The 25,550-nt window shown below is 50.4% G+C and carries 21 protein-coding genes and 1 pseudogene; 17 read left to right on the top strand and 5 right to left on the bottom strand.

What is annotated here, in order from left to right; genetic code table 11:
* Positions 1 to 207 precede the first annotated feature (207 nt).
* From leuC to leuB, 7 genes are all read left to right on the top strand, one after another.
* Complete coding sequence (leuC, locus tag HMPREF2606_RS08535; RefSeq protein WP_049335217.1) at positions 208 to 1,617, top strand: 3-isopropylmalate dehydratase large subunit; 1,410 nt, start codon at positions 208 to 210, stop codon at positions 1,615 to 1,617.
* Between the two features lie 124 nt (positions 1,618 to 1,741).
* Entirely contained in the window at positions 1,742 to 1,996 is a 255-nt protein-coding gene (locus tag HMPREF2606_RS08530; protein ID WP_070843525.1) for a hypothetical protein, read from the top strand.
* Between the two features lie 103 nt (positions 1,997 to 2,099).
* On the top strand, positions 2,100 to 2,465 hold the full coding sequence (locus HMPREF2606_RS08525) for a VOC family protein (RefSeq protein ID WP_070843524.1): 366 nt from the start codon (positions 2,100 to 2,102) through the stop codon (positions 2,463 to 2,465).
* Between the two features lie 45 nt (positions 2,466 to 2,510).
* Positions 2,511 to 3,152: a 3-isopropylmalate dehydratase small subunit gene (gene leuD, locus HMPREF2606_RS08520; RefSeq protein ID WP_070843523.1), complete on the top strand. Its 642-nt coding sequence runs from the start codon at positions 2,511 to 2,513 to the stop codon at positions 3,150 to 3,152.
* Between the two features lie 64 nt (positions 3,153 to 3,216).
* Entirely contained in the window at positions 3,217 to 3,678 is a 462-nt protein-coding gene (locus HMPREF2606_RS08515; protein WP_070843522.1) for a NanQ anomerase/TabA/YiaL family protein, read from the top strand.
* Between the two features lie 38 nt (positions 3,679 to 3,716).
* A complete protein-coding gene (locus HMPREF2606_RS08510) occupies positions 3,717 to 4,580 on the top strand; it encodes a DUF1444 family protein (protein ID WP_070843521.1) in 864 nt (287 codons plus the stop codon).
* Positions 4,581 to 4,646: 66 nt separating this feature from the next.
* Positions 4,647 to 5,717, top strand: coding sequence for a 3-isopropylmalate dehydrogenase (gene leuB / locus HMPREF2606_RS08505; protein WP_070843520.1), 1,071 nt, complete (start codon positions 4,647 to 4,649; stop codon positions 5,715 to 5,717).
* A 127-nt stretch (positions 5,718 to 5,844) separates the two neighbouring features.
* Here leuB and HMPREF2606_RS08500 read toward each other — a convergent pair whose 3' ends face one another.
* Positions 5,845 to 7,254: a DEAD/DEAH box helicase gene (locus tag HMPREF2606_RS08500; protein ID WP_070843519.1), complete on the bottom strand. Its 1,410-nt coding sequence runs from the start codon at positions 7,252 to 7,254 to the stop codon at positions 5,845 to 5,847.
* A gap of 337 nt (positions 7,255 to 7,591) precedes the next feature.
* Here HMPREF2606_RS08500 and HMPREF2606_RS08495 point away from each other — a divergent pair, with 337 nt between their 5' ends.
* The 8 genes from HMPREF2606_RS08495 to gloB all read left to right on the top strand — a co-directional run bounded on the left by HMPREF2606_RS08495 (position 7,592) and on the right by gloB (position 20,387).
* Complete coding sequence (locus HMPREF2606_RS08495) at positions 7,592 to 8,536, top strand: class I SAM-dependent methyltransferase (RefSeq protein ID WP_070843518.1); 945 nt, start codon at positions 7,592 to 7,594, stop codon at positions 8,534 to 8,536.
* A gap of 112 nt (positions 8,537 to 8,648) precedes the next feature.
* Positions 8,649 to 9,830, top strand: coding sequence for an aspartate aminotransferase family protein (locus tag HMPREF2606_RS08490; protein WP_070711935.1), 1,182 nt, complete (start codon positions 8,649 to 8,651; stop codon positions 9,828 to 9,830).
* A gap of 225 nt (positions 9,831 to 10,055) precedes the next feature.
* Entirely contained in the window at positions 10,056 to 10,991 is a 936-nt protein-coding gene (locus tag HMPREF2606_RS08485) for a dihydroorotate oxidase (protein WP_070711934.1), read from the top strand.
* 90 nt (positions 10,992 to 11,081) lie between these two features.
* Entirely contained in the window at positions 11,082 to 13,082 is a 2,001-nt protein-coding gene (gene rep, locus HMPREF2606_RS08480) for a DNA helicase Rep (protein ID WP_070583946.1), read from the top strand.
* Positions 13,083 to 13,391: 309 nt separating this feature from the next.
* Entirely contained in the window at positions 13,392 to 17,318 is a 3,927-nt protein-coding gene (gene purL, locus HMPREF2606_RS08475) for a phosphoribosylformylglycinamidine synthase (RefSeq protein WP_070711933.1), read from the top strand.
* Between the two features lie 222 nt (positions 17,319 to 17,540).
* Positions 17,541 to 18,344, top strand: a complete 804-nt coding sequence (locus tag HMPREF2606_RS08470) for an HNH endonuclease (protein ID WP_070711932.1) — start codon at positions 17,541 to 17,543, stop codon at positions 18,342 to 18,344.
* A gap of 184 nt (positions 18,345 to 18,528) precedes the next feature.
* Positions 18,529 to 19,614, top strand: coding sequence for a hypothetical protein (locus tag HMPREF2606_RS08465; protein WP_070843517.1), 1,086 nt, complete (start codon positions 18,529 to 18,531; stop codon positions 19,612 to 19,614).
* Between the two features lie 23 nt (positions 19,615 to 19,637).
* Entirely contained in the window at positions 19,638 to 20,387 is a 750-nt protein-coding gene (gene gloB / locus HMPREF2606_RS08460) for a hydroxyacylglutathione hydrolase (RefSeq protein ID WP_070583951.1), read from the top strand.
* A gap of 71 nt (positions 20,388 to 20,458) precedes the next feature.
* Here gloB and guaA read toward each other — a convergent pair whose 3' ends face one another.
* From guaA to dut, 3 genes are all read right to left on the bottom strand, one after another.
* Complete coding sequence (gene guaA / locus HMPREF2606_RS08455) at positions 20,459 to 22,024, bottom strand: glutamine-hydrolyzing GMP synthase (RefSeq protein WP_070843516.1); 1,566 nt, start codon at positions 22,022 to 22,024, stop codon at positions 20,459 to 20,461.
* A gap of 148 nt (positions 22,025 to 22,172) precedes the next feature.
* Positions 22,173 to 22,499 carry a hypothetical protein gene (locus HMPREF2606_RS08450; protein WP_039862324.1) on the bottom strand — a complete coding sequence of 109 codons (327 nt, stop codon included), beginning with the start codon at positions 22,497 to 22,499 and terminating at the stop codon, positions 22,173 to 22,175.
* Between the two features lie 186 nt (positions 22,500 to 22,685).
* Complete coding sequence (dut, locus tag HMPREF2606_RS08445; protein WP_004520325.1) at positions 22,686 to 23,138, bottom strand: dUTP diphosphatase; 453 nt, start codon at positions 23,136 to 23,138, stop codon at positions 22,686 to 22,688.
* Between the two features lie 111 nt (positions 23,139 to 23,249).
* Here dut and pdxH point away from each other — a divergent pair, with 111 nt between their 5' ends.
* Positions 23,250 to 23,882, top strand: a complete 633-nt coding sequence (gene pdxH / locus HMPREF2606_RS08440) for a pyridoxamine 5'-phosphate oxidase (protein ID WP_003686383.1) — start codon at positions 23,250 to 23,252, stop codon at positions 23,880 to 23,882.
* 159 nt (positions 23,883 to 24,041) lie between these two features.
* Positions 24,042 to 25,100, top strand: a complete 1,059-nt coding sequence (locus HMPREF2606_RS08435) for a pseudouridine synthase (protein WP_003686367.1) — start codon at positions 24,042 to 24,044, stop codon at positions 25,098 to 25,100.
* A gap of 75 nt (positions 25,101 to 25,175) precedes the next feature.
* Here the strand turns inward: HMPREF2606_RS08435 and HMPREF2606_RS11150 are convergent.
* Positions 25,176 to 25,247, bottom strand: a pseudogene (locus tag HMPREF2606_RS11150) (dioxygenase); the annotation flags it as partial.
* Positions 25,248 to 25,550 lie beyond the last annotated feature (303 nt).

Genomic DNA, 25,550 nt, shown 5'->3' with positions numbered 1-25,550 from the left:
CATTTCGACAAGCATTCTTTCAGATAAGATGCATCTTTTTGTCAACAATTCTACAATTTGTCTAATTTTTGACAAGTGTTTTTGAAACTTTGCAACAAATTTTAAAAATTGGACAAATTCCTATTGCGCAGCCCCTATAAAAAGCCTAAAATCCGCCCATAAACGCAAACCATCATTCATACCTACCAATAGCAAAGAATACTCATCATGAGCGCACAAACCCTTTACGATAAACTTTGGAACAGCCACGTCGTCCGCGAAGAAGAAGACGGCACTGTCCTGCTTTACATCGACCGCCACCTGGTTCACGAAGTAACCAGCCCGCAAGCATTTGAAGGCTTGAAAATGGCCGGCCGCAAACTCTGGCGTATCGACAGCGTAGTCTCCACAGCCGACCACAACACCCCGACAGGCGACTGGGACAAAGGCATCCAAGACCCGATTTCCAAACTGCAAGTCGATACTTTGGACAAAAACATTAAAGAGTTTGGCGCACTCGCCTACTTCCCGTTCATGGATAAAGGTCAAGGCATTGTGCACGTCATGGGCCCGGAACAAGGTGCCACCCTGCCCGGCATGACCGTCGTCTGCGGAGACTCACACACTTCTACCCACGGCGCATTCGGCGCATTAGCGCACGGTATCGGCACTTCCGAAGTCGAACACACCATGGCGACCCAATGTATTACCGCTAAAAAATCCAAATCCATGCTGATTTCCGTTGAAGGCCGTCTGAAACCCGGTGTTACCGCTAAAGACGTAGCGCTTTATATCATCGGCCAAATCGGTACGGCAGGCGGTACAGGCTACGCCATCGAATTTGGCGGCGAAGCCATCCGCAGCCTTTCCATGGAAGGCCGCATGACCTTGTGCAATATGGCGATTGAAGCCGGTGCGCGCTCAGGCATGGTTGCCGTTGACCAAACCACCATCGACTATGTAAAAGGCAAACCTTTCGCACCTAAAGGCGAAGCATGGGACAAAGCCGTTGAATACTGGCGTACGCTGGTGTCTGACGAAGGCGCAGTATTCGATAAAGAATACCACTTCAAAGCCGAAGACATCGAGCCTCAAGTGACTTGGGGCACATCGCCTGAAATGGTTTTAGACATCAGTGGCAAAGTGCCTAATCCTGCCGAAGAAGCCGATCCAGTCAAACGCAGCGGCATGGAACGCGCCCTTGAATACATGGGCTTGGAAGCCGGTACGCCATTAAACGAAATCCCTGTCGATATCGTCTTTATCGGTTCTTGCACCAACAGCCGTATCGAAGACTTGCGCGAAGCCGCCGCTATCGCCAAAGGCCGCAAAAAAGCGGACAATGTACAACGCGTATTGATTGTTCCAGGCTCCGGTTTGGTTAAAGAACAGGCCGAAAAAGAAGGCTTGCACGAAGTATTTATCGAAGCCGGTTTTGAATGGCGTGAACCGGGCTGCTCTATGTGCCTCGCCATGAATGCCGACCGCCTGACCCCGGGACAACGTTGCGCCTCCACCTCCAACCGTAACTTTGAAGGCCGTCAAGGCAACGGCGGACGCACTCACCTCGTCAGCCCTGCCATGGCAGCCGCAGCCGCAGTGACCGGCTACTTTACAGACATCCGCACTATGGCTTAAAGTATTTTCAGACGGCCTTTATTGACCAGGCCGTCTGAAACAATACCTTGCTCAAGTAAGTTTTCCTATTGCGCAAAACGTCCGAAAACCTTCTCAATCATTGATAACTCGAAAGGAATCTAGTATGAAAAAACTGTTTGCATTGGCTGCCGCAGCCCTCATCCTGTCAGCTTGTTCCAGCACTTGGTCCGGCGCAAAAGATGATGCCAACCGCAATTGGGACAAAACCAAAGAGACTGCCGAGCGCGTAGCCGATAAAACCAAAGAAACGGCAGAACACGTTGCCGACAAAACCGGCGAAGCCGTTAAAAAAGGTGGCAATGCAGTAGGCCGCGGCATGAGCCATGTTGGTAACAAAATTGAAGCCGCTACCGAATAATTCGGTAAATCAGGCCGTCTGAAGCTCCTGACTCCGTTTCAGACGGCCTGATACATTATTAATTTTTCAGACATTTTCACGATTCCAAGCAAAGGAAGAAACAATGAGTAATCCATCAAGCTGGTTTGGTATTCACGCTCATGATTTGGATCGAGCCAAAGCATTTTACGAATCCGTATTCGACAAGCCCCTGCAAGACGTTGGCGGCAACGGATTCCGTTTCATCATTTTTCCAGCCGATTACACGCAACACGGTACGGCCGGCATGATTTGGCACGACAGTAATGCCCAGCCCGGCCACGGTGGAACGACTATTTTCTTCAATTGCCCGGATTGTGCCGAAACAGTAGAAAAAGCCGTTGCAGCAGGCGGCAAACTGTTACAAGAGAAATTCCGCATTGCCAACGGCTTTGCAGCATTTATCGAAGACACAGAAGGCAACCGAATCGGTTTGCACAGCACACGCTAACCCGAATATCCATAAAATTTCCCATTATTACTATAAGAACCTGACATGAAAGCCTTTACCAAAATTACCGCCATCGTCGCCCCGCTTGACCGCAGCAACGTCGATACCGATGCCATTATCCCCAAACAATTTCTGAAATCCATCAAACGCAGCGGCTTCGGCCCCAATGCCTTTGATGAATGGCGTTACCTCGACCACGGCGAACCGGGCATGGACAACAGCAAACGCCCGTTGAATCCGGATTTCTCCCTGAACCAACCACGCTATCAAGGCGCACAAATCCTGTTGACGCGTAAAAACTTCGGTTGCGGCTCTTCACGCGAACACGCCCCTTGGGCATTGGACGACTACGGCTTCCGCGCCGTCATCGCCCCCAGCTTCGCCGACATCTTCTTCAACAACTGCTACAAAAACGGCCTTTTGCCTATCGTTTTGACAGAAGAACAGGTTGACCAGCTTTTCAAAGAAGTTGAAGCCAACGATGGCTATCAGCTCTCCATCGACCTTGCCGAGCAAACACTGACCACCCCTAGCGGCGAAACATTCACATTCGACATTACCGAACACCGCAAACACTGCCTCTTAAACGGCTTGGACGAAATCGGCTTAACCCTGCAACACGCTGACGAAATTCACGCCTTTGAAGAAAAACGCCGCCAAAGCCAGCCTTGGCTGTTTAACGGTTAATATACAAAAGGCCGTCTGAAAAATTGAAGTGTTTCAGACGGCCTTTAATCTACAAAAATACACTATGATTACCGACACCATAAGCAATGCCACCCGCTATGCTGCCCTGCATCCCGACTTTGCCGAGGCTTTCCATTTGTTGCAGACCCTAGATTTTGCCAAGCTGCCGGATGGTCAAGTGCCGTGCGAGAATCCCAATATCCGTATTTTTATCGGCAGCGAGCCGATGAGGACTAAAGGCGAAGCCCAGCCTGAAGCGCACTTAAAACATATTGATATTCAAACACCGATTGATGGCAGCGAAACGTATGGCTGGATAGACAGAGGCCGTCTGAAAAACGGTTTAGGCTACAATGAAAAGCGCGATATTGAGTTTTTCAACTGCGAGCCGGAGACTTGGCTGACCTTAGAGCCTGGCGAATTTGCGCTATTTTTCCCGAATGATGCGCATGCCCCATTGGTCGGCGACAGGGCGAACATACGCAAAGTTGTTTTTAAAATTCGTGTTGAAACCGAACGTCTATAATTTTTCAGACGGCCTTATCCCCTTATTCAGGACACAATATGTCTTTTTTCAGCAGGTTGTTCCGCTCCAAACCTAAATTAATGACTTGGCAGGAATTTGTCGAATACTTTGCCCGTCGTATTCAAGAAGAATTGGATCTTGAGGTGAAAATCGACTGGGGCGAAAACATTGCTTCTTCGCCTATCATCGTCCAGTTTTCCGAAGACGATGAAGCATCGTTCAGCACATATTTGAGCAACCATTACACAAGTTATCTGCAAAATCCCGAGGCCTTGGAGGCTATTGTTGCTGCCAATTTAGCGGTTATCAATAAGATTCAGGACACTGATGCCAGTGTTTCAGCACAACAAATTCTTCCGACGATTAAAAATACAATTTATCTGGAAAACGTCAGACTGATTACAAATACGGACAAAGACGAACCTGCCGATTACCTGGTATATAAACCGATTGCAGGCGATATCATGTTGCTTTACATGGTGGATACGGAAGAATCCATGCATACGCTCAATCGTGAGCATATGAAAGAGGCCGGTATTGAAGATGAAGACGCCTTGTATCGTACCGCCATGGATAATCTGCGCCAACGGATGAATGGACGTGTCCAAATTCATCATGCCGAAGGTTGGTCATTGACCCAAATCCATTTGGACAACGACTATGATGCTTCCCTGATTTTGCTTTTAGACGAAGTACTTAAAGACGATCCTATGCTGCCGGCCAACCCCGTTTTTGCAGTCCCGGCACGCAACACCCTGCTCGTTTGCAGCCCATCCGATGAAGAAGCTTTGCAGGCGATGGCGAATATTGCCCTACAGGCATTTGAAGACTCTGCCTACGCAATTTCTACCCAGCTTTACCAGTACCATAATGGTACAATCAGCGTTTTCAGAGCAAATTGATTTAAGGCCGTCTGAAAAACAGGCGACCTGCCCTTTACCTAAAACCTTCCCATAAGGAAACCCGAAATGACCAAACATATCGCTATCTTGCGCGGCGACGGCATCGGCCCTGAAATCGTTGCAGAAACCGTCCGTGTACTCGACAAACTTATCGAACAAGGTTTGGATGTCAGCTACGAATATGCGCCTTTGGGCGGCGAAGCCTATGACGAATACGGCCATCCTTATCCAGAATTCACGCAAAACCTTTGCCGTAAAGCCGATGCGGTCCTGCTTGGTGCAGTCGGTTCTCCTCAATACGATAATCTCGATCGTCCGTTGCGCCCTGAACGCGGCTTGTTGGCCATCCGTAAAGACTTGAATCTGTTTGCCAACCTGCGCCCTGCCATCCTTTATCCCGAGCTGGCCAACGCTTCCACTCTGAAACCGGAAATCGTAGCCGGCCTCGACATTCTTATCGTACGCGAACTGACCGGCGATATTTACTTTGGCGAACCGCGCGGCATCCGTGTTTTGGAAAACGGCGAACGCGAAGGCTACAACACCATGAAATACAGCGAAAGCGAAATCCGCCGTATTGCCCACGTTGCCTTCCAATCCGCCCAAAAACGCAGCAAAAAAGTCTGCTCTGTAGGCAAAGCCAACGTTTTGGAAACCACCGAACTGTGGCGCGAAATCTTTGAAGAAATCGGCAAAGAATATCCTGACGTCGAGCTTTCCCATATGTACGTGGACAATGCCGCCATGCAGTTGGTACGCGCGCCCAAACAATTTGACGTGATTGCCACCGGCAACATCTTCGGCGATATTCTCTCTGACGAAGCCTCCATGCTGACCGGTTCCATCGGTATGCTGCCTTCTGCTTCTTTGGACGAAAACGGCAAAGGCCTGTACGAACCGTCTCACGGCTCCGCTCCCGACATTGCCGGTCAAAACAAAGCCAATCCGCTGGCAACCGTATTGTCTCTTGCCATGCTGCTGCGTTATAGCCTGAATGACGAAGCACGCGCGCAACAAGTTGAAAACGCCGTACAAAAAGTACTGCAACAAGGCTTGCGTACCGGCGACATTTATGAAGAAGGTACCAAACTGGTTTCCTGCTCCGAAATGGGCGATGCCGTATTGGCCGCTTTGTAAGAGGCCGTCTGAAAAAAGCGTGGGACCAATCCCACGCTTTTTTATATGCGAAAACTTGAAACCATAAAAAAGGGCGTGTCTTCACACGCCCTTATGTCTTTCTCAGACGGCCTTAAGATTGAAAAAATCAACCTCTTTTGTGTTTACCGCCAAAGCTGTCGTTAGACTTACGCTTGCCTTTAAAGCCTTCGCCGCCTTTTTTGAAACCGTCAGCTTTTTTGAAACCATCTTTCTTAAAGCCATCTTTCTTGAAACCGTCTTTTTTATGGCCTTCGCCGCGTGATTTGCCGCTAAAGCCTTCTTTAGCCGGTTTCTTATCGCCGCGCCAGCCGCCGGATTTACGATCGCCCCAACCGCCTTTGCCTTTCGGTTTGCCACCGGCAGATTTGCGTTTACGTGTCGGCTCCATGCCTTCGATGGTCAGCTCAGGCAATTTACGGCCGATGTATTTTTCGATTTTGTGTACTTTGACGTATTCGTTCACTTCAGCAAAAGTAATCGCAATACCGGTACGACCAGCGCGACCGGTACGGCCGATGCGGTGAACGTAGTCTTCAGCCTGTTTCGGCAAGTCGTAGTTGATAACGTGGGTAATGGTTGGTACATCGATACCGCGTGCTGCAACATCGGTGGCAACCAAAATTTTGCAGCGGCCTTTACGCAAGTCCATCAGCGTGCGGTTACGCCAGCCTTGCGGCATATCGCCGTGCAGGCAGTTGGCGGCAAAACCTTTTTCGTACAATTCATCCGCGATGACTTCGGTCATGGCTTTGGTGGACGTGAAAATCACGCATTGGTCGATGTTGGCATCGCGCAAGATGTGGTCGAGCAGGCGGTTTTTATGGCGCATATCGTCGCAGTACAGCAGCTGCTCTTCGATTTTGCCTTGATCGTCCACACGCTCAACTTCGATGGTTTCAGGGTCTTTGGTCAGCTTGCGCGCCAGTTTGCCCACCGCGCCGTCCCAAGTGGCGGAGAACAACAAAGTCTGACGGTCGCTAGGCGTCGCTTCAACGATAGTTTCGATGTCGTCGATAAAGCCCATGTCCAACATACGGTCGGCTTCGTCCAGAATCAGCACTTCCAAACGTTCAAAATCAACTTTGCCACTTTGCATCAAGTCCATCAGACGGCCCGGAGTGGCGACAATCAGGTCAACCGGTTTGCTCAAAGCACGGGTTTGGTAGCCGAAAGATGCGCCACCGACGATGCTGACGGTGCGGAACCAACGCATATTTTTAGCATACGCCAGCGCGTTTTTTTCCACCTGAGCCGCCAGTTCGCGGGTCGGAGTCAATACCAAAGCACGCGGGCCTTTGCCCGGTTTTTCGCTGCGTTTGGTCAGTTTTTGCAAAGTCGGCAGCAGGAAGGCTGCGGTTTTGCCTGAACCGGTTTGTGCCGAAGCCATAATGTCGCGACCGTCCAAAGCAAACGGAATCGCTTGCGCCTGAATCGGGGTCGGGCTTTCATAACCCTCGCTGCTTACGGCAGACAAAATGTTTTTATCAAGGTTCAAATCAGCAAATTTAATAGACATATCTATCCTAAGAGACAACAACGCGCACGCCTGAACAATTTCAGACGACCTGAAGCAAAGGAAAGTAACGATACGGGAAATGTGAAGTTACAGGGTTGTCGCAAGCATCTTGCTTGTGGTTAACATCGACGACAACCTGCACAGAAAAGGCTTTGCAAATATGCAAGCAATAAAAGAAACGCGCCCGAAACGGCGGTTTAGGTTGGATGACGATGGCTTCGTATCAAAAGGCGAACGGCGGATAATATAGATTTTATGGATAACAGTCAAGCAAAAAGACATCAAGTGCGTTAAAATCCAACCCCTTCCTAATACTTATTCAGGCCGTCTGAAAACCATGACCGACATTACCCCCTTTGCCAACCGCTTGGGCAAAAACATCAAACATCTTATGAAATGGGCCAAACGCAACAATATCGAAACCTGGCGCATTTACGACCGCGATATTCCCCAATTTCCCTTTGCCGTCGATGTTTACGGCGACCAAATCCATCTTCAGGAATACGATACCGGCTGGCTGATGCAGCCCGAAGAATACGAAGCATGGCTTGCCGATGTATTGGAAGCCATTGGTTTTGTGACCGGTTTTGCACCCGAACAAATCCACCTCAAACGCCGAGAACGTCAAAAAGGTTTACAACAATACGAGAAAACCGGCAAAACCGGCGACGATTTCGTCATCACTGAAAACGGCCGCAAGTTTTGGGTCAACCTCGACAAATACCTCGATACCGGCCTCTTCCTTGACCACCGCAACACGCGCAAAAAAGTCGGCGAAACCGCAGCGGGCAAACGCTTCCTCAACCTGTTTTCCTACACAGGCAGCTTTACCGTCTATGCCGCAACCGGTGGCGCGGTATCCAGCGAAACTGTTGATTTATCCAATACTTATCTCGAGTGGGCAAAACGCAATTTCGAACTCAACGGCATCGACACCGAACAACACAAAATTGTCCGCGCCGATGTGTTCCAATACCTGCAAAATGCCGCAGACGAAGGCAAAAAGTTCGACCTGATCGTCATGGATCCGCCCAGCTTTTCCAACAGCAAAAAGATGCTCGACATCCTCGACATCCAGCGTGACCATAAAAAGCTGATTGACGGCGCAATGAGCCTGCTCGCTTCAGACGGCATTCTGTATTTCTCCAACAACTTGCGCAGCTTTGTGTTGGACGATTCGGTCGCGGAACAATATGCCGTCAAAGACATTTCCAAACAGTCCGTTCCCGACGATTTCCGCAACAAAAAAATCCATCAATGCTGGGAAATCAAGCATAAATAAGCATCAGGCCGTCTGAAAGCCAGTTTTCAGACGGCCTGATTGCCATATTGAATCTCTCAATCAATAGGCGCATAATTGAAAAAATTGTTGACAATATTAAAAGGAAAAGAAAATGCAAAACTACCTGACACCCAATTTCTCATTCGCCCCCATGATTCCGGAACGCGCGCTCGGCAGCCGGGTTTGGGATACCGAAGGACGAGAATACATTGATCTGTCAGGCGGTATTGCTGTGAACGCGCTGGGTCATTGCCATCCCGATTTGGTCGCAGCCTTGGCCGAGCAGTCGCAAAAACTCTGGCACATTTCTAATATCTATACCACCCAACCGGCTCAAGAATTGGCCAAAAAATTGGTCGAAAATACCTTTGCCGACAAGGTGTTTTTCTGCAATTCCGGCGCAGAGGCCAATGAAGCCGCGCTGAAACTGGCGCGCAAATACGGCCGCGATCATTTTGGCGAGCATAAAACCGAAATCATCTCCTGCCTCAACAGCTTCCACGGCCGCACCCTGTTTACCGTATCCGTCGGCGGCCAGCCCAAATACAGCAAAGACTACGCGCCGCTGCCGGCCGGCATTACCCACGTTCCCTTCAATGATGTTGTCGCATTAGAAGCAACCATCAGCGACAAAACCTGCGCTGTGATTATCGAGCCGATTCAAGGCGAAAGCGGCATCCTGCCTGCCACCCAAGAATATCTGCAAGCCGCACGCCGTTTATGCGACAAGCACGGAGCATTGCTGATTTTGGACGAAGTGCAAACCGGCATGGGGCATACGGGCAAACTGTTTGCCTACGAGCATTACGGCGTAACACCCGATATTCTCAGCTCCGCCAAAGCCTTGGGCGGCGGCTTCCCGATTGGCGCAATTCTGACCACCGATAAAATCGCCCCAACCTTCGGCCCCGGAACACATGGCTCAACCTTTGGCGGCAATCCGATGGCGTGCGCAGTCGGCAGCCGTGCATTTGACATCATCAATGCGCCCGAAACATTGGCACACGTTAAACAACAAGGCCAAAAACTTCAGACAGCCTTGCGTGAAATAGGCGAAAAGACCGGCGTATTTAAAGAAGTCCGCGGCATGGGCTTACTGCTTGGCTGCGTGTTGGCAGACGAATACGCAGGCAAGGCATCGGAAATCACCGCCGCCGCTTTGAAACACGGCCTGATGGTACTGGTTGCCGGCGCCAATGTCGTGCGCTTCGCCCCCAGCCTGCTGCTGAACGATGAAGATATGGCCGAAGGCTTGAAACGTTTTGAAGCGTCTTTAACCGAATGGTTGGCCTGATTTTTAAAACCCAATATCCAAATCAGCCGACAGCTTTTGGTTCTATTAATGCCATATAGTGAAAGCCGTCTGAAAGACCGTTTGAGTTTTTCAGACGGCCTTTTTTTAATATTGAAAACAACATCCGCCTACATGCTTTGTCATTTGATGTTTGTTAAAAATCGTGACACCTCTTCGTGCTACGCTTGTCAAACAATTTGATTTTACGAAGAAAAGGAGCAGGAGATGATATCGTTGAAAACCCAAATTGCCGGTTTTTCTTTTGACAACTGTCTGATGAATGCGGCAGGTGTTTTATGTATGACTGTTGAGGAATTGGAAGCGGTCAGACAGTCTTCGGCAGGCACTTTCATTACCAAGACCGCAACGCTTACCCCGCGTCAAGGCAACCCAGAGCCGCGTTATCGGGACGTGCCTCTCGGCAGCATCAATTCGATGGGTTTGCCGAATCAAGGCATTGATTACTATCTGGATTACCTGCTTACCCTTCAAGAATCTGAGCCGGAACGGACATTTTTCCTATCATTGGTCGGTCTATCGCCCGGCGAAACACATATCCTGTTGGAAAAAGTGCAAAATAGCGGGTTTAACGGCATTACCGAACTCAACCTATCCTGCCCAAACGTCGCCGGCAAACCGCAAATCGCCTATGACTTTGAAACAACCGAGATGATTTTGGATAATACGTTTACCTACTTCGACAAGCCCTTGGGCATCAAATTGCCGCCGTATTTCGATATAGCCCATTTTGATCAAGCGGCGAAAGTGTTCAACCGCTATCCCCTAAAATTCGTCAACTGCGTTAACTCCATCGGCAACGGCATGTATATCGAAGACGAATCCGTCGTCATCCGCCCGAAAAACGGCTTCGGCGGCATAGGCGGCCAATACATCAAACCGACTGCGCTCGCCAATGTCCACGCGTTCTATCAAAGACTGGATCCGTCTATCCAAGTTATCGGAACGGGCGGCGTTTACAGCGGCCGTGATGCGTTTGAACACATCTTGTGCGGCGCAAGCATGGTGCAGATCGGCACGGCGCTACACCAGCAAGGCGTAGACATTTTTGAACGGGTTTCCCTTGAATTAAAAGCCATCATGGTGCAAAAAGGCTATGAGAAGCTGGAAGACTTCAAAGGCAAATTGAAATATTTTGCATAAGGTTTACTCTAAAAAACGCCCAAGGCCGTCTGAAAATTTCAGACGGCCTTGTTGTATAATTGCTCCCCACATTACCCGTCTTCCCCTTCAATGAAACTCAACCCCCAACAGCAAGCCGCGGTCAAATATCTAGGCGGCCCCCTGCTCGTCCTTGCCGGTGCAGGCAGCGGAAAAACCGGTGTGATTACGCAAAAAATCAAGCATTTGATTGTCAATGTCGGCTATCTGCCGCATACCGTCGCCGCGATTACCTTTACCAATAAAGCAGCTACGGAAATGCAGGAGCGCGTCTCCAAAATGTTGCCTAAGTCGCAAACGCGCGGGCTGACGATTTGCACCTTCCACTCTTTGGGTATGAAGATTTTGCGCGAAGAAGCCGATCAAATCGGTTACAAAAAAAACTTTTCCATCCTCGACTCTACCGACAGCGCCAAAATAATCGGCGAGCTTTTGGGCGGTACGGGCAAAGAAGCCATATTCAAAGCGCAACATCAAATTTCCCTTTGGAAAAACGATTTAAAAACGCCTGAAGAAGTAGTTCAGACGGCCGCTAATGTGTGGGAACAACAAACAGCGCACGTCTATGCGAGTTATCAGGAAACCCTGCAAAGCTATCAGGCAGTGGACTTCGACGACTTAATCCGCCTACCAGCCGTACTCTTGCAGCAAAACAGCGAAGTGCGCAACAAATGGCAGCGGCGGCTGCGTTATCTGCTGGTTGACGAATGCCAGGACACCAACACCTGCCAATTTACCCTGATGAAGCTCTTGACCGGCGCGGAAGGCATGTTTACCGCCGTCGGCGACGACGACCAGTCCATCTACGCATGGCGCGGCGCAAACATGGAAAACCTGCGTAAAATGCAGGAAGACTATCCGCAGATGAAGGTCATCAAGCTGGAGCAAAACTACCGCTCCACCGCGCGGATTCTCAAAATCGCCAACAAAGTCATCGAAAACAACCCCAAACTCTTTACCAAAAAACTTTGGTCGCAGTTCGGCGAAGGCGAAATCGTCAAAGTCGTTGCCTGCCAAAGCGAGCAGCACGAAGCCGACTGGGTCGTCAGCCAAATCGTCAAACAGAAGCTGGTCGGCGGCGACAAAACCCAATACGCCGATTTCGCCGTGTTATACCGCGGCAACCATCAGGCGCGGATTTTTGAAGAATCCTTGCGCAGCGCGCGTGTTCCCTACCAACTCTCCGGAGGACAAAGCTTTTTCGACAAAGCCGAAATCAAAGACGTTTTGTCCTATTTGCGCCTGCTTGCCAACCCCAACGACGATCCCGCCTTCCTGCGCGCCGTGACCACGCCTAAACGCGGCATCGGCGACGTTACATTGGGCAAGCTCAACACCTACGCGCACGAACACGAATGCAGCCTATATGAAGCCGCGCAAACCGAAGAAGCGCTTGCCCTATTGAACCATACCAACCGCCAACACCTGCAAGCCTTCATGGATATGATTGAAAACTACCGCACCAAAGCCGAAACCAGCGAAGCAGGCGAGCTTATTCATAACCTGCTAAAAGAAATCGACTACGAAAACCACCTGTTGGCCAATGAGGAAGGCAAAGCAGGTGAAATCAAATGGCGTAACGTTACCGACCTGACCGGCTGGCTGGAACGCAAAGGCGAGCAAGACGGCAAAAACATCATCGAGCTTGCCCAAACCATCGCCCTGATGACGCTTTTGGAGGGCAAAAGCGAAGAAGAAATCGATGCCGTCAAACTCTCAACCCTGCACGCTTCCAAAGGTTTGGAATACCCCTACGTTTTCCTTGTCGGTTGCGAAGAAGGCATCTTGCCGCACAACGACAGCATAGAAGAAGACAATGTCGAAGAAGAACGCCGTCTGATGTACGTCGGCATTACCCGTGCCAAACGCCAGCTTATACTGACCCACTGCCTCAAACGCAAAAAGCAAGGCACATGGCAGTTCCCCGAGCCGAGCCGCTTCATAGACGAAATGCCGCAGGAAGACATCAAAATCCTAGGCCGCAAAGGCGGCGAGCCGATTGTGAGTAAGGAAGAAGGAAAAAGCAATCTGGCAGGATTGCTGGACATGTTGGGAAACAAAAGAAAAGGATAAAGCAAGGCCGTCTGAAAGTAAGGTTTCAGACGGCCTTATTGTCAGCAAAATATCAAAGACAACAATTAAATAATTTTTACTTTATTCCTTTATGCCTATCCGTCCCCATTCCTCCCGATTCTTCAAAAAAAAAAACAAAAATAATCGAATAATCAGGTGCAAAAATAAAAAAGCAGGTGACACGATTGCCTTATTCCCCTTCAATTCACAAGCAAAAATTGTCAACACTTGAAGTATAAATTCACAAGCAAAATTGCATTTTTCAGGTATAATAATGGATTCCCCAACTGCATTTTGTGAGCTGAATCCATGTCTGTTGTTCTGCCCTTGCGCGGTGTAACCGCCCTTTCCGATTTCCGTGTTGAAAAACTCTTCCAAAAAGCAGCCGCCCTCGGCCTGCCCGAAGTCAAATTAAGCAGCGAATTTTGGTATTTTGTCGGTAGCGAAAAAGCACTTGATGCCGCGACAGTCGAAAAACTGCAAGCCTTACTGGCAGCGCAAAGCGTTGAACAAACGCCCAAAGCGCGCGAGGGCTTGCATTTATTTTTGGTAACGCCCCGTTTGGGCACCATTTCTCCTTGGGCTTCCAAAGCAACCAATATCGCCGAAAACTGCGGTTTGGAAGGCATTGAACGTATCGAACGCGGCATGGCCGTATGGTTGGAAGGTGCGCTTACCGACGGGCAAAAACAACAATGGGCAGCCCTGTTGCACGACCGCATGACCGAAAGCGTGTTGACCGACATCGATGCGGCGGCGCAACTGTTCCACCATATCCAATCGGAAACCTTCTCCAGCGTAGATGTATTGGGCGGCGGTAAAGAGGCATTGGTCAAAGCCAATACCGAAATGGGCTTGGCGCTTTCAGCCGACGAAATCGATTATCTGGTCGAAAACTACCAAGTTTTAAACCGCAATCCGTCCGATGTGGAATTGATGATGTTCGCGCAGGCAAACAGCGAACACTGCCGCCACAAAATCTTCAACGCCGACTTCATCCTCAACGGCGAAAAACAACCGAAATCCCTTTTCGGCATGATTCGCGACACACACAATGCGCATCCCGAAGGCACGGTCGTTGCCTATAAAGACAATTCGTCCGTGATCGAAGGCGCAAAAGTCGAACGTTTCTATCCAAATGCGGCAGAAAACCAAGGCTACCGTTTCCACGAAGAAGACACCCATATCATCATGAAAGTGGAAACACACAACCACCCGACCGCCATCGCGCCGTTTGCGGGCGCGGCAACGGGCGCGGGCGGTGAAATCCGCGATGAAGGCGCAACAGGTAAAGGCTCACGTCCGAAAGCAGGCTTGACCGGCTTTACCGTCTCCAACCTGAATATCCCTGGCTTGGAGCAACCTTGGGAACAAGCTTACGGCAAACCCGGCCATATTGCTTCTCCTTTAGACATCATGATTGAAGGCCCGATCGGCGGCGCAGCGTTCAACAACGAATTCGGCCGTCCGAACCTCTTGGGCTACTTCCGTACTTTTGAAGAGAAGTTCGACGGTCAGGTTCGCGGCTATCACAAACCGATTATGATTGCCGGCGGCTTGGGCAGCATTCAGGCACAGCAAACACACAAAGACGAAATCCCCGAAGGCGCATTGCTTATCCAACTGGGCGGCCCGGGTATGCTCATCGGCTTGGGCGGCGGCGCAGCCTCTTCCATGAACACCGGCACAAACGACGCATCTTTGGACTTCAACTCCGTACAACGCGGCAACCCCGAAATCGAACGCCGCGCGCAAGAAGTCATCGACCGTTGCTGGCAGCTTGGCGACCAAAACCCGATTATCTCCATCCACGATGTCGGCGCAGGTGGCTTGTCCAACGCCTTCCCTGAACTCGTCAACGATGCCGGCCGCGGCGCGGTATTCAAACTGCGCGAAGTACCGCTGGAAGAACACGGCCTCAGCCCATTGCAAATTTGGTGTAACGAATCGCAAGAGCGTTATGTGTTGTCGATTTTGGAAAAAGATTTGGACACCTTCCGCGCCATCTGCGAACGCGAACGCTGCCCATTTGCCGTGGTCGGCACGGCGACCGACGACGGCCATTTGAAAGTGCGCGACGACTTGTTCTCCAACAATCCTGTCGATTTGCCGTTGAACGTTTTGCTTGGCAAACCACCCAAAACCACGCGCACCGACAAAACAGTTACGCCGTCTGAAAAACCGTTTAACGCCGGCGATATCGACATTACCGAAGCCGCCTACCGCGTTCTGCGTCTGCCTACCGTAGCTGCTAAAAACTTCCTAATTACCATCGGCGACCGCAGTGTCGGCGGCATGACCCACCGCGACCAAATGGTCGGCAAATACCAAACCCCCGTAGCCGACTGCGCCGTTACCATGATGGGCTTCAATACCTATCGTGGCGAAGCGATGTCTATGGGAGAAAAACCGACTGTCGCCCTGTTTGACGCGCCTGCTTCGGGCAGAATGTGCGTCGGCGAAGCCATCACCAACATCGCGGCAGTCAACATCGGCGACATCGGCAATATCAAACTCTCCGCCAACTGGATGGCGGCATGCGGCAACGAAGGCGAAGACGAAAAACTTTACCGCACCGTCGAAGCCGTCTCCCAAGCCTGTCAGGCATTGGATCTGAGCATCCCCGTAGGCAAAGACAGCCTGTCAATGAAAACCGTGTGGCAGGACGGCGAAGAGAAAAAATCTGTCGTCTCGCCGTTGAGCCTGATTATCTCCGCGTTCGCGCCAGTTCAAGACGTACGCAAAACCGTTACGCCCGTATTAAAAGACAATGCCAATTCATTCGCTATTCTGCTGATGATTGACTTAGGCAACAACAAGTGCCGTATGGGTGGGTCTGCACTGGCTCAAGTGTATAACCGAAGCGGCGGCGAAGCACCTGATATTGATGCAGGCCATCTGAAAGCGTTTTATCAGTTAATTCAGCAACTCGTTCAAGAAGATAAGTTGCTGGCCTACCACGACCGCAGCGACGGCGGTTTGTTTGTGACTCTGGCAGAAATGGCATTTGCTTCTCGCCGTGGCATGAATCTCGACCTGCTGACAATGGTAAGTAAAAATATTAACGTTCAAAACGAGTATTACTCGTCTCAAGAATGGCAAAAATTTGTCCTAACTACCCTGTTTAACGAAGAATTAGGAGCCGTTATTGCTGTTCACGCTGCCGACCACGAATATATTTTCAATTTGTGCGAGAAACTGAATCTCACGCTGCACCATTTGGGAGAGTTTGCCGACAGCGGCCATATGGTCATCAATGCAGGAGAAGAATTTTTCAATCAATCCCTTACCGACCTGCAACGCGCATGGCAGGAAACCAGCCACGCCATTCAACGTCTGCGCGACAACCCTGCCTGCGCCGACAGTGAGTTTGCCCTGATTGACGACAACGACCGCAGCGCATTGTTTGCCGACGTGAAGTTCGACGTGAACGAAGACATCGCCGCGCCTTTCGTCAACAGCGGCGCGAAACCCAAAATCGCCATCCTGCGCGAACAGGGCGTGAACGGACAAATCGAAATGGCCGCCGCCTTCACCCGCGCCGGATTCGATGCTTACGACGTGCATATGTCCGACCTGATGGCAGGCCGCGTCCACCTTACCGACTTCAAAATGCTGGCGGCGTGCGGCGGCTTCAGCTACGGCGACGTACTCGGCGCAGGCGAAGGCTGGGCGAAATCCATCCTGTTCCACCCTGCTCTGCGCGACCAATTTGCCGCCTTCTTCGCCGACCCGAACACGCTGACATTGGGCGTGTGCAACGGCTGTCAAATGGTCAGCAACCTTGCCGAGATTATCCCGGGCGCAGAAACATGGCCGAAGTTCAAACGCAACTTGAGCGAACAGTTTGAAGCGCGCCTGAGTATGGTTCATGTTCCAAAATCCGCATCGCTGATTCTGAACGAAATGCAAGGCTCCAGCCTGCCTGTCGTGGTCAGCCACGGCGAAGGCCGCGCCGACTTCGCACTTCACGGCGGCAATATTTCCGCCGATTTGGGCATTGCGCTGCAATATGTGGACGGTCAAAACCAAGTGACCCAAACTTATCCGCTCAACCCTAACGGCTCTCCTCAAGGTATCGCCGGTGTGACCAACGCCGACGGCCGCGTCACCATCATGATGCCCCACCCCGAACGCGTGTACCGCGCCGCACAAATGAGCTGGAAACCGGAAGACTGGACGGAACTGTCCGGCTGGTACCGCCTCTTCGCCGGAGCAAGGAAGGCTTTGGGTTAACCGGCAGGCTGATTTGATTCGGCTTTAAAGAAAAGGTCGTCTGAAAACGATTTAGTGAAACCTGCTATATCTGTTTTCAGACGACCTTTATGTTCTTTTGCGTATAAGACCGAGCCGACCGCCGTCATTCCCGCCTGCGCGGGAATGACGGCCTAGATTTTTTGTCCCGAACCTATATACAAATAAACTTAATTGAATTTATAGAAAGATTTGGAGAAGCTTATGTCTAACATAGTAATTTTTAAAAACATGCCGAATGATGATGACTATATTAAATGGATTGATGAAAACCCAAATGGATTTGTATTAAATATAGATCAAACTAAAGACCCTTCTAAGATTTGGAAAGATTATCCCAAAATACATTTTGCTAATTGTAACCAACTAAATAAAAGGCCGGGGCGCACAACTGGAAAATATTTCAAAGTTTGCTCAAACTCAATTGAAGAACTTGAAAAATGGAGCCTGGATGAATACAGGAGAGAACTAACTCCATGCGGAACCTGTAAGAAAAACGGATTACTGGTAGGACGGCTCATGGGAATACCAAATTTTCAGGTAGCTTCTACCCTGTCCTTAAAATCTGATATAGACGAACTCGAAGAATGTTTAGCCTCCGAGACTAATCCAGAAAAGCGAACCGAAATTGAAACTTTGATAAAAGCCCGTCAAGGGCAAGGCAGATTCCGGCAAAAACTACTCGAACTGTATCCGAACTGCCCGCTAACAGGTCTAGATGTTCGGTCTTTACTTATTGCCAGCCATATCAAACCTTGGAGCAAATGCAATAATGAAGAGAGGTTAGATCCCTTCAATGGACTGATGCTCGCACCCAATATTGACGCATTATTCGATAGCGGACTGATTACGTTTGATGCCGACGGTACGATAAAAATCAGTCCGAAAATCGATCTGGAAAATCAAAAGCGGCTTGGAATTTCTCCCGATATGAAATTAAAAATCGAACCTGAAAGCGAAAAATATTTCGAGTATCACCTCAACCATGTTTTCCAAAAAGAAGAATAAATAGTGTTGAACAGTCCGTTGATTTAAGGTTGTCTGAAAACGATTTAGCGAACCTCGCTATATCCGTTTTCAGATGACCTTTTTGCGTCCTTTTGCGTATAAAGACCAAACTCGTCGCCGTCATTCTGTATAATTGCCACTTTTAAACTATAATCGACATATTCAGACGGCCTTTCCCGACATTATGACTCGACAAGCCTTTATCCTCAGCGATTGTGAATTTTCCGAATGCGGAGAAAAGCCTTACGCCCTGTTGACTGCGAATCCGACGAAGGAACACCACTTCATCGCCCAAACCGAGCAGCGGCAGCATGCGCATAATCCGCAGGTCAGCCCGCAAAACCAAAACGTTTACCGCCTGCCTCTGTCAATGTTTCATACTGGCGAAAAAGCCCGTAGCAAAGAACAAAACCGCAGCGAAGCGATAAGCGTCAACATCATCGGCAACTTGGCGGCGAAAAACCTCTATACGCTGACCTTTGTCGAAGACTCCGCCAACCAATACAATCTGGAAAGCTGGTTCAACCGTCATGAAAGCGGCTACGAAGAGGCCTGCAATCATCTGCGCACCTTACCTGCAGGCCGTCTGAAAACAACTACGGCAAATGCCGATACCGTCAAAGTACCGGATGCCTTGTGGCGGATATTGCGACTGAAATTCCTCGGTATCCTGCGCAATCCGCACAACCATAAAAACCTGTTTGCCCACCGCCTGCACCAAACACTTCGGGCGCGGCTGCCGGAAGTCGGTTTTGAATTTGTCCGCTTGATCAGCAAACGCGACCCCAAGCGCATCGAAGCCATTATGCAGGACTACCGTTTCACCTTTCTCGGCTATGTCGATTGGCTGGGCGGGCTTTACGGTATGTTGAGCGAAGGCGTGGCGCAACCGTCGTTGTTTGAACGACTGTTTTGCAACATCTTTGCCGAACCCGAAGCAGTGAAAATCGAATTGTTCCGCTATCCGGAAAACACGGGGCTGTGCCTGTTTGGCGACAGCAGTTTCTGCCTGCAAGCCTCGGCCAAGCTATTTAGCGTCGGCGTTAATATTTCGCACGATATGTTTGCCATCGTCCATCTGCAAACCGACCGTTGGCACGCGTTTAAGAATACCTTTCATCACGACGCGCCCAAACTGCAAGGCCAAGTGCGGATTATCGACGGCGACCAAACCCAAAGATTGCTGTTCAACCGACTGTGTATCCAGCAAGCCCATGAAGCCGTATTCGGCCAAAGCCCGAATATCAAAGATTATTTAGAGGCCGTCTGAAACCCCAAACCAGAAGAAAGCATATGAAAATCACGCCAATCCAAGCTCTAAACGACAACTACATCTGGATGATTCAAGAAGGCAACCATGCCGCCTGCGTCGATCCGTCTGATGCCACGCCCGTTTTGAAATTCCTCGTCCACAACCGCCTAATGCTGGCGCAAACATGGATTACCCATCCGCACCCCGATCATACCGGCGGCGCAAAAAGCCTGTTCCACGGCTTTTTAGAATCTCCGATCTATGGCGAAAGCGACATCGACGTGGCGACGCATACCGTCACCGCAGGTACTCAGTTCCCGTTTGGCGAAGGCTTGGTTACCGTTTGGGCAACCCCCGGCCATACCGACCGCCACATCAGCTATCTGCTGGAAAACTCAGACGGCCTGCACGTTTTCTGCGGTGATACCTTGTTCTCCGCTGGTTGCGGCCGCGTATTTACCGGCACAATCGAGCAGCTTTACGACAGCTTCCACCGATTCAACCAGCTGCCCGAAGAAACGCTGTTTTATCCGGCGCACGAATATACAGCCTCCAATCTGCGCTTCGCCCTGCATATCGAGCCGGACAACGCCGACATTCAGACGGCCTTGACCGCAGCCAAACACACGCCGACATTACCTGTCAGCCTGGCGCACGAACGCAAAGTCAACCCGTTTTTCCGCATACACCTGCCCAAAGTTCAGGTACGCGCCGAAGAATTGAGCGGACGAAAATTAAACAGCGAACTCGAAGTCTTCGCTGCTTTGCGTGAATTGAAAAATCAATTTTAATTGGGCTTAGTCCCTAAAAAATAAAGGCCGTCTGAACAATATCTGTTCAGACGGCCTTTATTTTTTAGGGATTATTCCCATTCAATCGTGGCAGGCGGTTTGCCGCTTACATCGTAAACCACGCGGTTGATGCCTTTGACTTCGTTGATGATGCGGTTGGACACACGGCCAAGCAGCGAGTAAGGCAACTCAGCCCAGTGCGCAGTCATAAAGTCGCTGGTAATCACGGCACGCAAGGCAACGACGTAATCGTAAGTACGGCCGTCGCCCATTACGCCGACGGATTTCACAGGCAGGAATACGGCAAAGGCTTGGCTGGTCAGGTCATACCAAGATGTGCCGTTTTCATCGGTAGTATTGCGCAATTCTTGAATGAAAATATCGTCTGCCTGACGGAGCAAGTCGGCGTATTCTTTTTTCACTTCGCCCAAGATACGCACACCCAAACCTGGGCCCGGGAACGGATGACGGTACACCATTTCACGCGGCAGACCCAAAGCGACGCCCAATTCGCGCACTTCGTCTTTGAACAAGTCGCGCAATGGTTCAAGCAATTTGAGCTTCATGTTTTCAGGCAGGCCGCCTACGTTGTGGTGGGATTTGATGGCGTGGGCTTTTTTGGTTTTCGCGCCTGCGGATTCGATTACGTCAGGGTAAATCGTACCTTGCGCCAACCATTTGGCGTTGGTGAGTTTTTTCTCTTCAGCGTCGAATACTTCGATAAATTCCGCACCGATGATTTTGCGTTTTTTCTCGGGGTCGGTAACGCCGGCAAGTTTCGCCAAAAACTGCTCTTCGGCATCAACGTGAATCACGCGTACGCCCAAGTTGCGGGCAAACATATCCATCACCATTTTGCCTTCGTTTAAACGCAACAGACCGTGGTCAACAAACACGCAGGTCAGTTGGTCGCCGATGGCGTGGTGAATCAGTGCGGCCGCTACGGAAGAGTCCACGCCGCCGGACAAACCTAAAATCACTTCGTCGCTGCCGACTTGTTCGCGGATTTTGGCAACGGCTTCTTCGATGTAGTTCGGCATGGTCCAGCTTGGTTGTGCGCCGCAAATATCCAAGACAAAGCGGTTCAACAGCGCGCGGCCTTGTTTGGTGTGGGTCACTTCAGGGTGGAATTGGATGCCGTAGAATTGTTTTTCAGCGTTTTCCATCATGGCAATCGGGCAAGACGGGGTATCGCCGATGATAGAGAAGCCGGTAGGCAGTTTGGAAACTTTATCGCCATGACTCATCCATACGTCGAGCGTATTAGGTGCATCATCTTGAATGCCGCGTGTCAGCTCGCTGTCGATGGTTTTAACTTGCGCATAACCGAATTCGCGTTGGTTGCCCGGACTAACTTCACCGCCCAAGTGGTGCGCCATAAATTGCATACCGTAGCAGATGCCCAAAACCGGAATGCCCAAATCAAAAATACCGGTATCGGCTTGATAATCGGATTCGTAAACGGAATTAGGACCGCCGGAGAGGATGATGCCTTTCGGGTTGAAGGCTTTGATTTCTTCCAAAGGCATGTCGAAAGAATGCAGTTCGCAGTAAACATGGGCTTCACGCACGCGGCGGGCGATCAGCTGGGTAACTTGCGAGCCGAAGTCGAGAATAAGGATTTTGTCTTGGGTCATGGCGGAAACTTTGCAAAATGTAAGAAAACGGTGCGGCCGGGAGGATAAATTTCAAATTTAAACCACAATAAAAAAGGCCGTCTGAAGCGGCGGATTATACCATTGTTCAGACGGCCTTTATAGGGCAAAACCCAAATCTCTCATCTTTCTATTTTGTGTGTTTCTCAGGAATCATATCGCTGCGCGAGAGCAACAGCAGGCAACCCAATACGACCATGCCGATGGCCAGCAGCGGCGAGAGGTAAATCCAGTAGCTCATGTGCAGATAAATGGCTGTACCGATATAAACCAGCATCGGGCCGGAAACGATAGACTGTTTGTTGATGCCGTCCATAATCAACACGGCAAAGCCCAAAATAATTAATGCGCCGGCAATCATTGTCGATGTCGCAGGCAAAATATCCGTAGCGCGTAAAAACCAAATCGCACCAAAGATAATCAAAAACAAAGGCAGAAAAAGTGAAGGACGGGACATAACAACGCTCCGTAAAGGTTTCAGACGGCCTGTATTATTGGGTGCGCCGGCCATGCAGGCAAGATATAAAAATGCAATCTTGTGTGTAATTATGCAAAGGTTGGCACAACAAAAAGGCCGTCTGAACAGCGGCAAACCGAAATCGAATATTTCAATTTTCCCTGTTTCAGACGGCCTTTTAAATCATCAGGCTTTGCCGGTGCTGCCGAATCCGCCTTCACCGCGCTCGCTGGCGGCAAACTCGTCCACAACCTTAAACGCAGCTTGGACAACCGGCACAATCATCATTTGCGCGATACGCTCCATCGGCTCGATGGTAAACGCTTCTTTACCACGGTTCCACAAAGAAACCTTCAATTCGCCTTGATAATCCGAGTCAATCAAACCGACCAAATTACCCAAAACAATACCGTGTTTATGACCCAAGCCGGAACGCGGCAACAAAACGGCTGCGTAAGCAGGGTTGGCCAAATACACCGCCAAACCGGTAGGAACGAGATACACATCGCCCGGCTGCAACACAACAGCTTCATCCAAGCAGGCACGCAAATCCAAACCGGCAGAACCGGGCGTTGCATAAGCAGGCAGGGAATCGGCCATTTTCGGATTTAAGATTTTCAGTTCGACTTCGGTTTGCATGACAGGACTCCGTATTGTTCTATATTGGAAAGGGCTACGATTATACACAAATGCCCTTGAGGCCGTCTGAAAAAACGGAGTATGATTCAGTCAGACCTAAGGAGAAAAATCATGGATCTGCACAATATCCGCGAAGATTACAGCAAACGCGAGCTGTCGGAAGCCGAATGCCACGCCGACCCGATTGTCCAATTCGAGCAATGGCTGAACGAAGCGATTCACGCCGAAGTCAACGAGCCGACCGCGGTCAACGTTGCCGCCGTGGGCGAAGACGGCAGGCCCAACAGCCGCATGGTACTGCTGAAAGAAGTCAACCCTAAAGGCTTTGTTTTCTTTACCAATTACCACAGCCGAAAAGGCCGTTCCTATACGGCTCACCCTTTTGCCGCCATGACTTTTTTCTGGCCGGAACTTGAACGCCAAGTGCGCGTTGAAGGACGCATTGAAAAACTCGACGCCGCCGCTTCAGACGAATATTTTGAAAGCCGCCCATATACCAGCCGTATTGGCGCATGGGCAAGCGCGCAAAGCGAAGTGATTTCCAGCAAAGCCGTATTGGTGGCCAAGGCCGCGGCCGTCGGTGTCAAACACCCTCTGCATGTTCCCCGCCCGCCGCATTGGGGCGGCTATCTCGTCATCCCAGACCGCATCGAATTCTGGCAGGGCCGCCCCAGCCGCCTGCACGACCGCATCCAATACCGCCTGGTTGACGGCAACTGGATACGCGAACGCCTTTCGCCATAATTTTCGGATTTTCAAACAAAAATTTACTGGTTGAGTTACAATACAACCTTTCATCGGCAGGCCGTCTGAATTTGATTTTCAGACGGCCTTTTCCCCCAATCCAACCCCTGCCGCAACCGCCGCAGAAGAACCGCTTTTTCAAGCGAGTTAGGAAAAATCATGTCCAAACAGCCTTCCAGCAAACGCCAATGGCGCGACGGCGTATCGTCTACCGCCAAAAAACCTTCCAAACCGGCCAAATCCTTTGCCAATAAAAAACGTCCCGACGACGAGCGAAAAACATCAGGCAAACCTTACGGCCAAAAAGTTTCAGACGGCCCCAAAGCTCAAAATACCGCGCCAAAACAACGTGCTGCCAAAGCCAAAAAACTGGTGGTCCGCAATCCCAACCAAAAAATCATGGAGCACGCCCGCGATTTGAAAGAACGCCGCAGCGACCTTTCACGCTTCGAGCCCGAACGCCTGCAAAAAGTCCTGGCCGCTTCCGGTGTCGGCTCACGTCGCGAAATGGAAGAATGGATCAGCAACGGCTGGGTAACGGTCAACGGCCGCGTGGCCCAACTGGGCGAAAAAGTTACGCCCGACGACCACGTTACCGTCAAAGGCAGCATCATCAAACTCAAATGGGCCGACCGCCTGCCACGCATTATCCTCTACTACAAACAAGAAGGCGAAATCGTTTCCCGCGACGACCCGCAAGGCCGCGTCAGCATTTTCGACCGCCTGCCGCAAGCAGCCAGCAGCCGCTGGGTGGCCATCGGCCGTTTGGACATCAATACCAGCGGCCTTTTGATCCTGACCACTTCAGGCGAACTTGTTCAACGCTTTGCCCACCCCAGCTTTGAAGTAGAACGCGAATACGCCGTGCGCGTATTGGGCGAGTTGACCACCGAACAAATGCGCGTCCTGACCGAAGAAGGCGTCATGCTCGAAGACGGTTTGGCTAAAGTAGAACGCATCTACGAACAAGGCGGCGAAGGCGCAAACAAATGGTACAACGTCGTCATTAAAGAAGGCCGCAACCGCGAAGTACGCCGTATCTTTGAAAGCCAAGGCCTGACCGTCAGCCGCCTCGTCCGCGTAGGCTTCGGCCCTATCGGCCTGCCAAACCGCCTCAAACGAGGCCAGTTCTACGAACTCAATCCGGCAGAAGTCGCCAACATCATCAAATGGGCGGATATGCTGCTGCCGGGCGAACGTCGCCGGAAGAAAAGTTAATGTAAGATAAATCGGGGCTGAGACTTTTGCAAAATCGTCTCAGCCCGACAAAATCTTGCCTAAGTCATAAAAATAGTGGGTATTGAAAGGATTTTCCTTATCCAACACATTCATCGGACTGCCATGTCCGACAAATAATACAGGCATTTTTTCATCGTTGCCTCCTTAATATCTGATGAGGCGGATTGTACGGATAAATGATTAAGCAATAAATCTCAATTTATGAACAACATACTTTCCCAGTAGGAAATGATGAAATATTCTTTGGCTTTGCTGCAAAGTTAAAAATAGGTCGTCTGAAATGTTTAGAGAAAAAGTAAGGTGTGCCGGTCACACCATGTTTAACGGTTACTGCCCCGTTTTCCACGCGAAGATGCGTTTCAAATTATCCACCGTGTCGTGATGCATGATGGCGACGAACGTGCCATCCAGTTTGGCAATTTCTGCTTT

This window comes from Neisseria sp. HMSC070H10 (assembly GCF_001837635.1).
GTDB classification, from domain to species: Bacteria; Pseudomonadota; Gammaproteobacteria; order Burkholderiales; family Neisseriaceae; genus Neisseria; species Neisseria subflava_A.
This window is presented reverse-complemented; position numbering and strand designations above follow the sequence as displayed.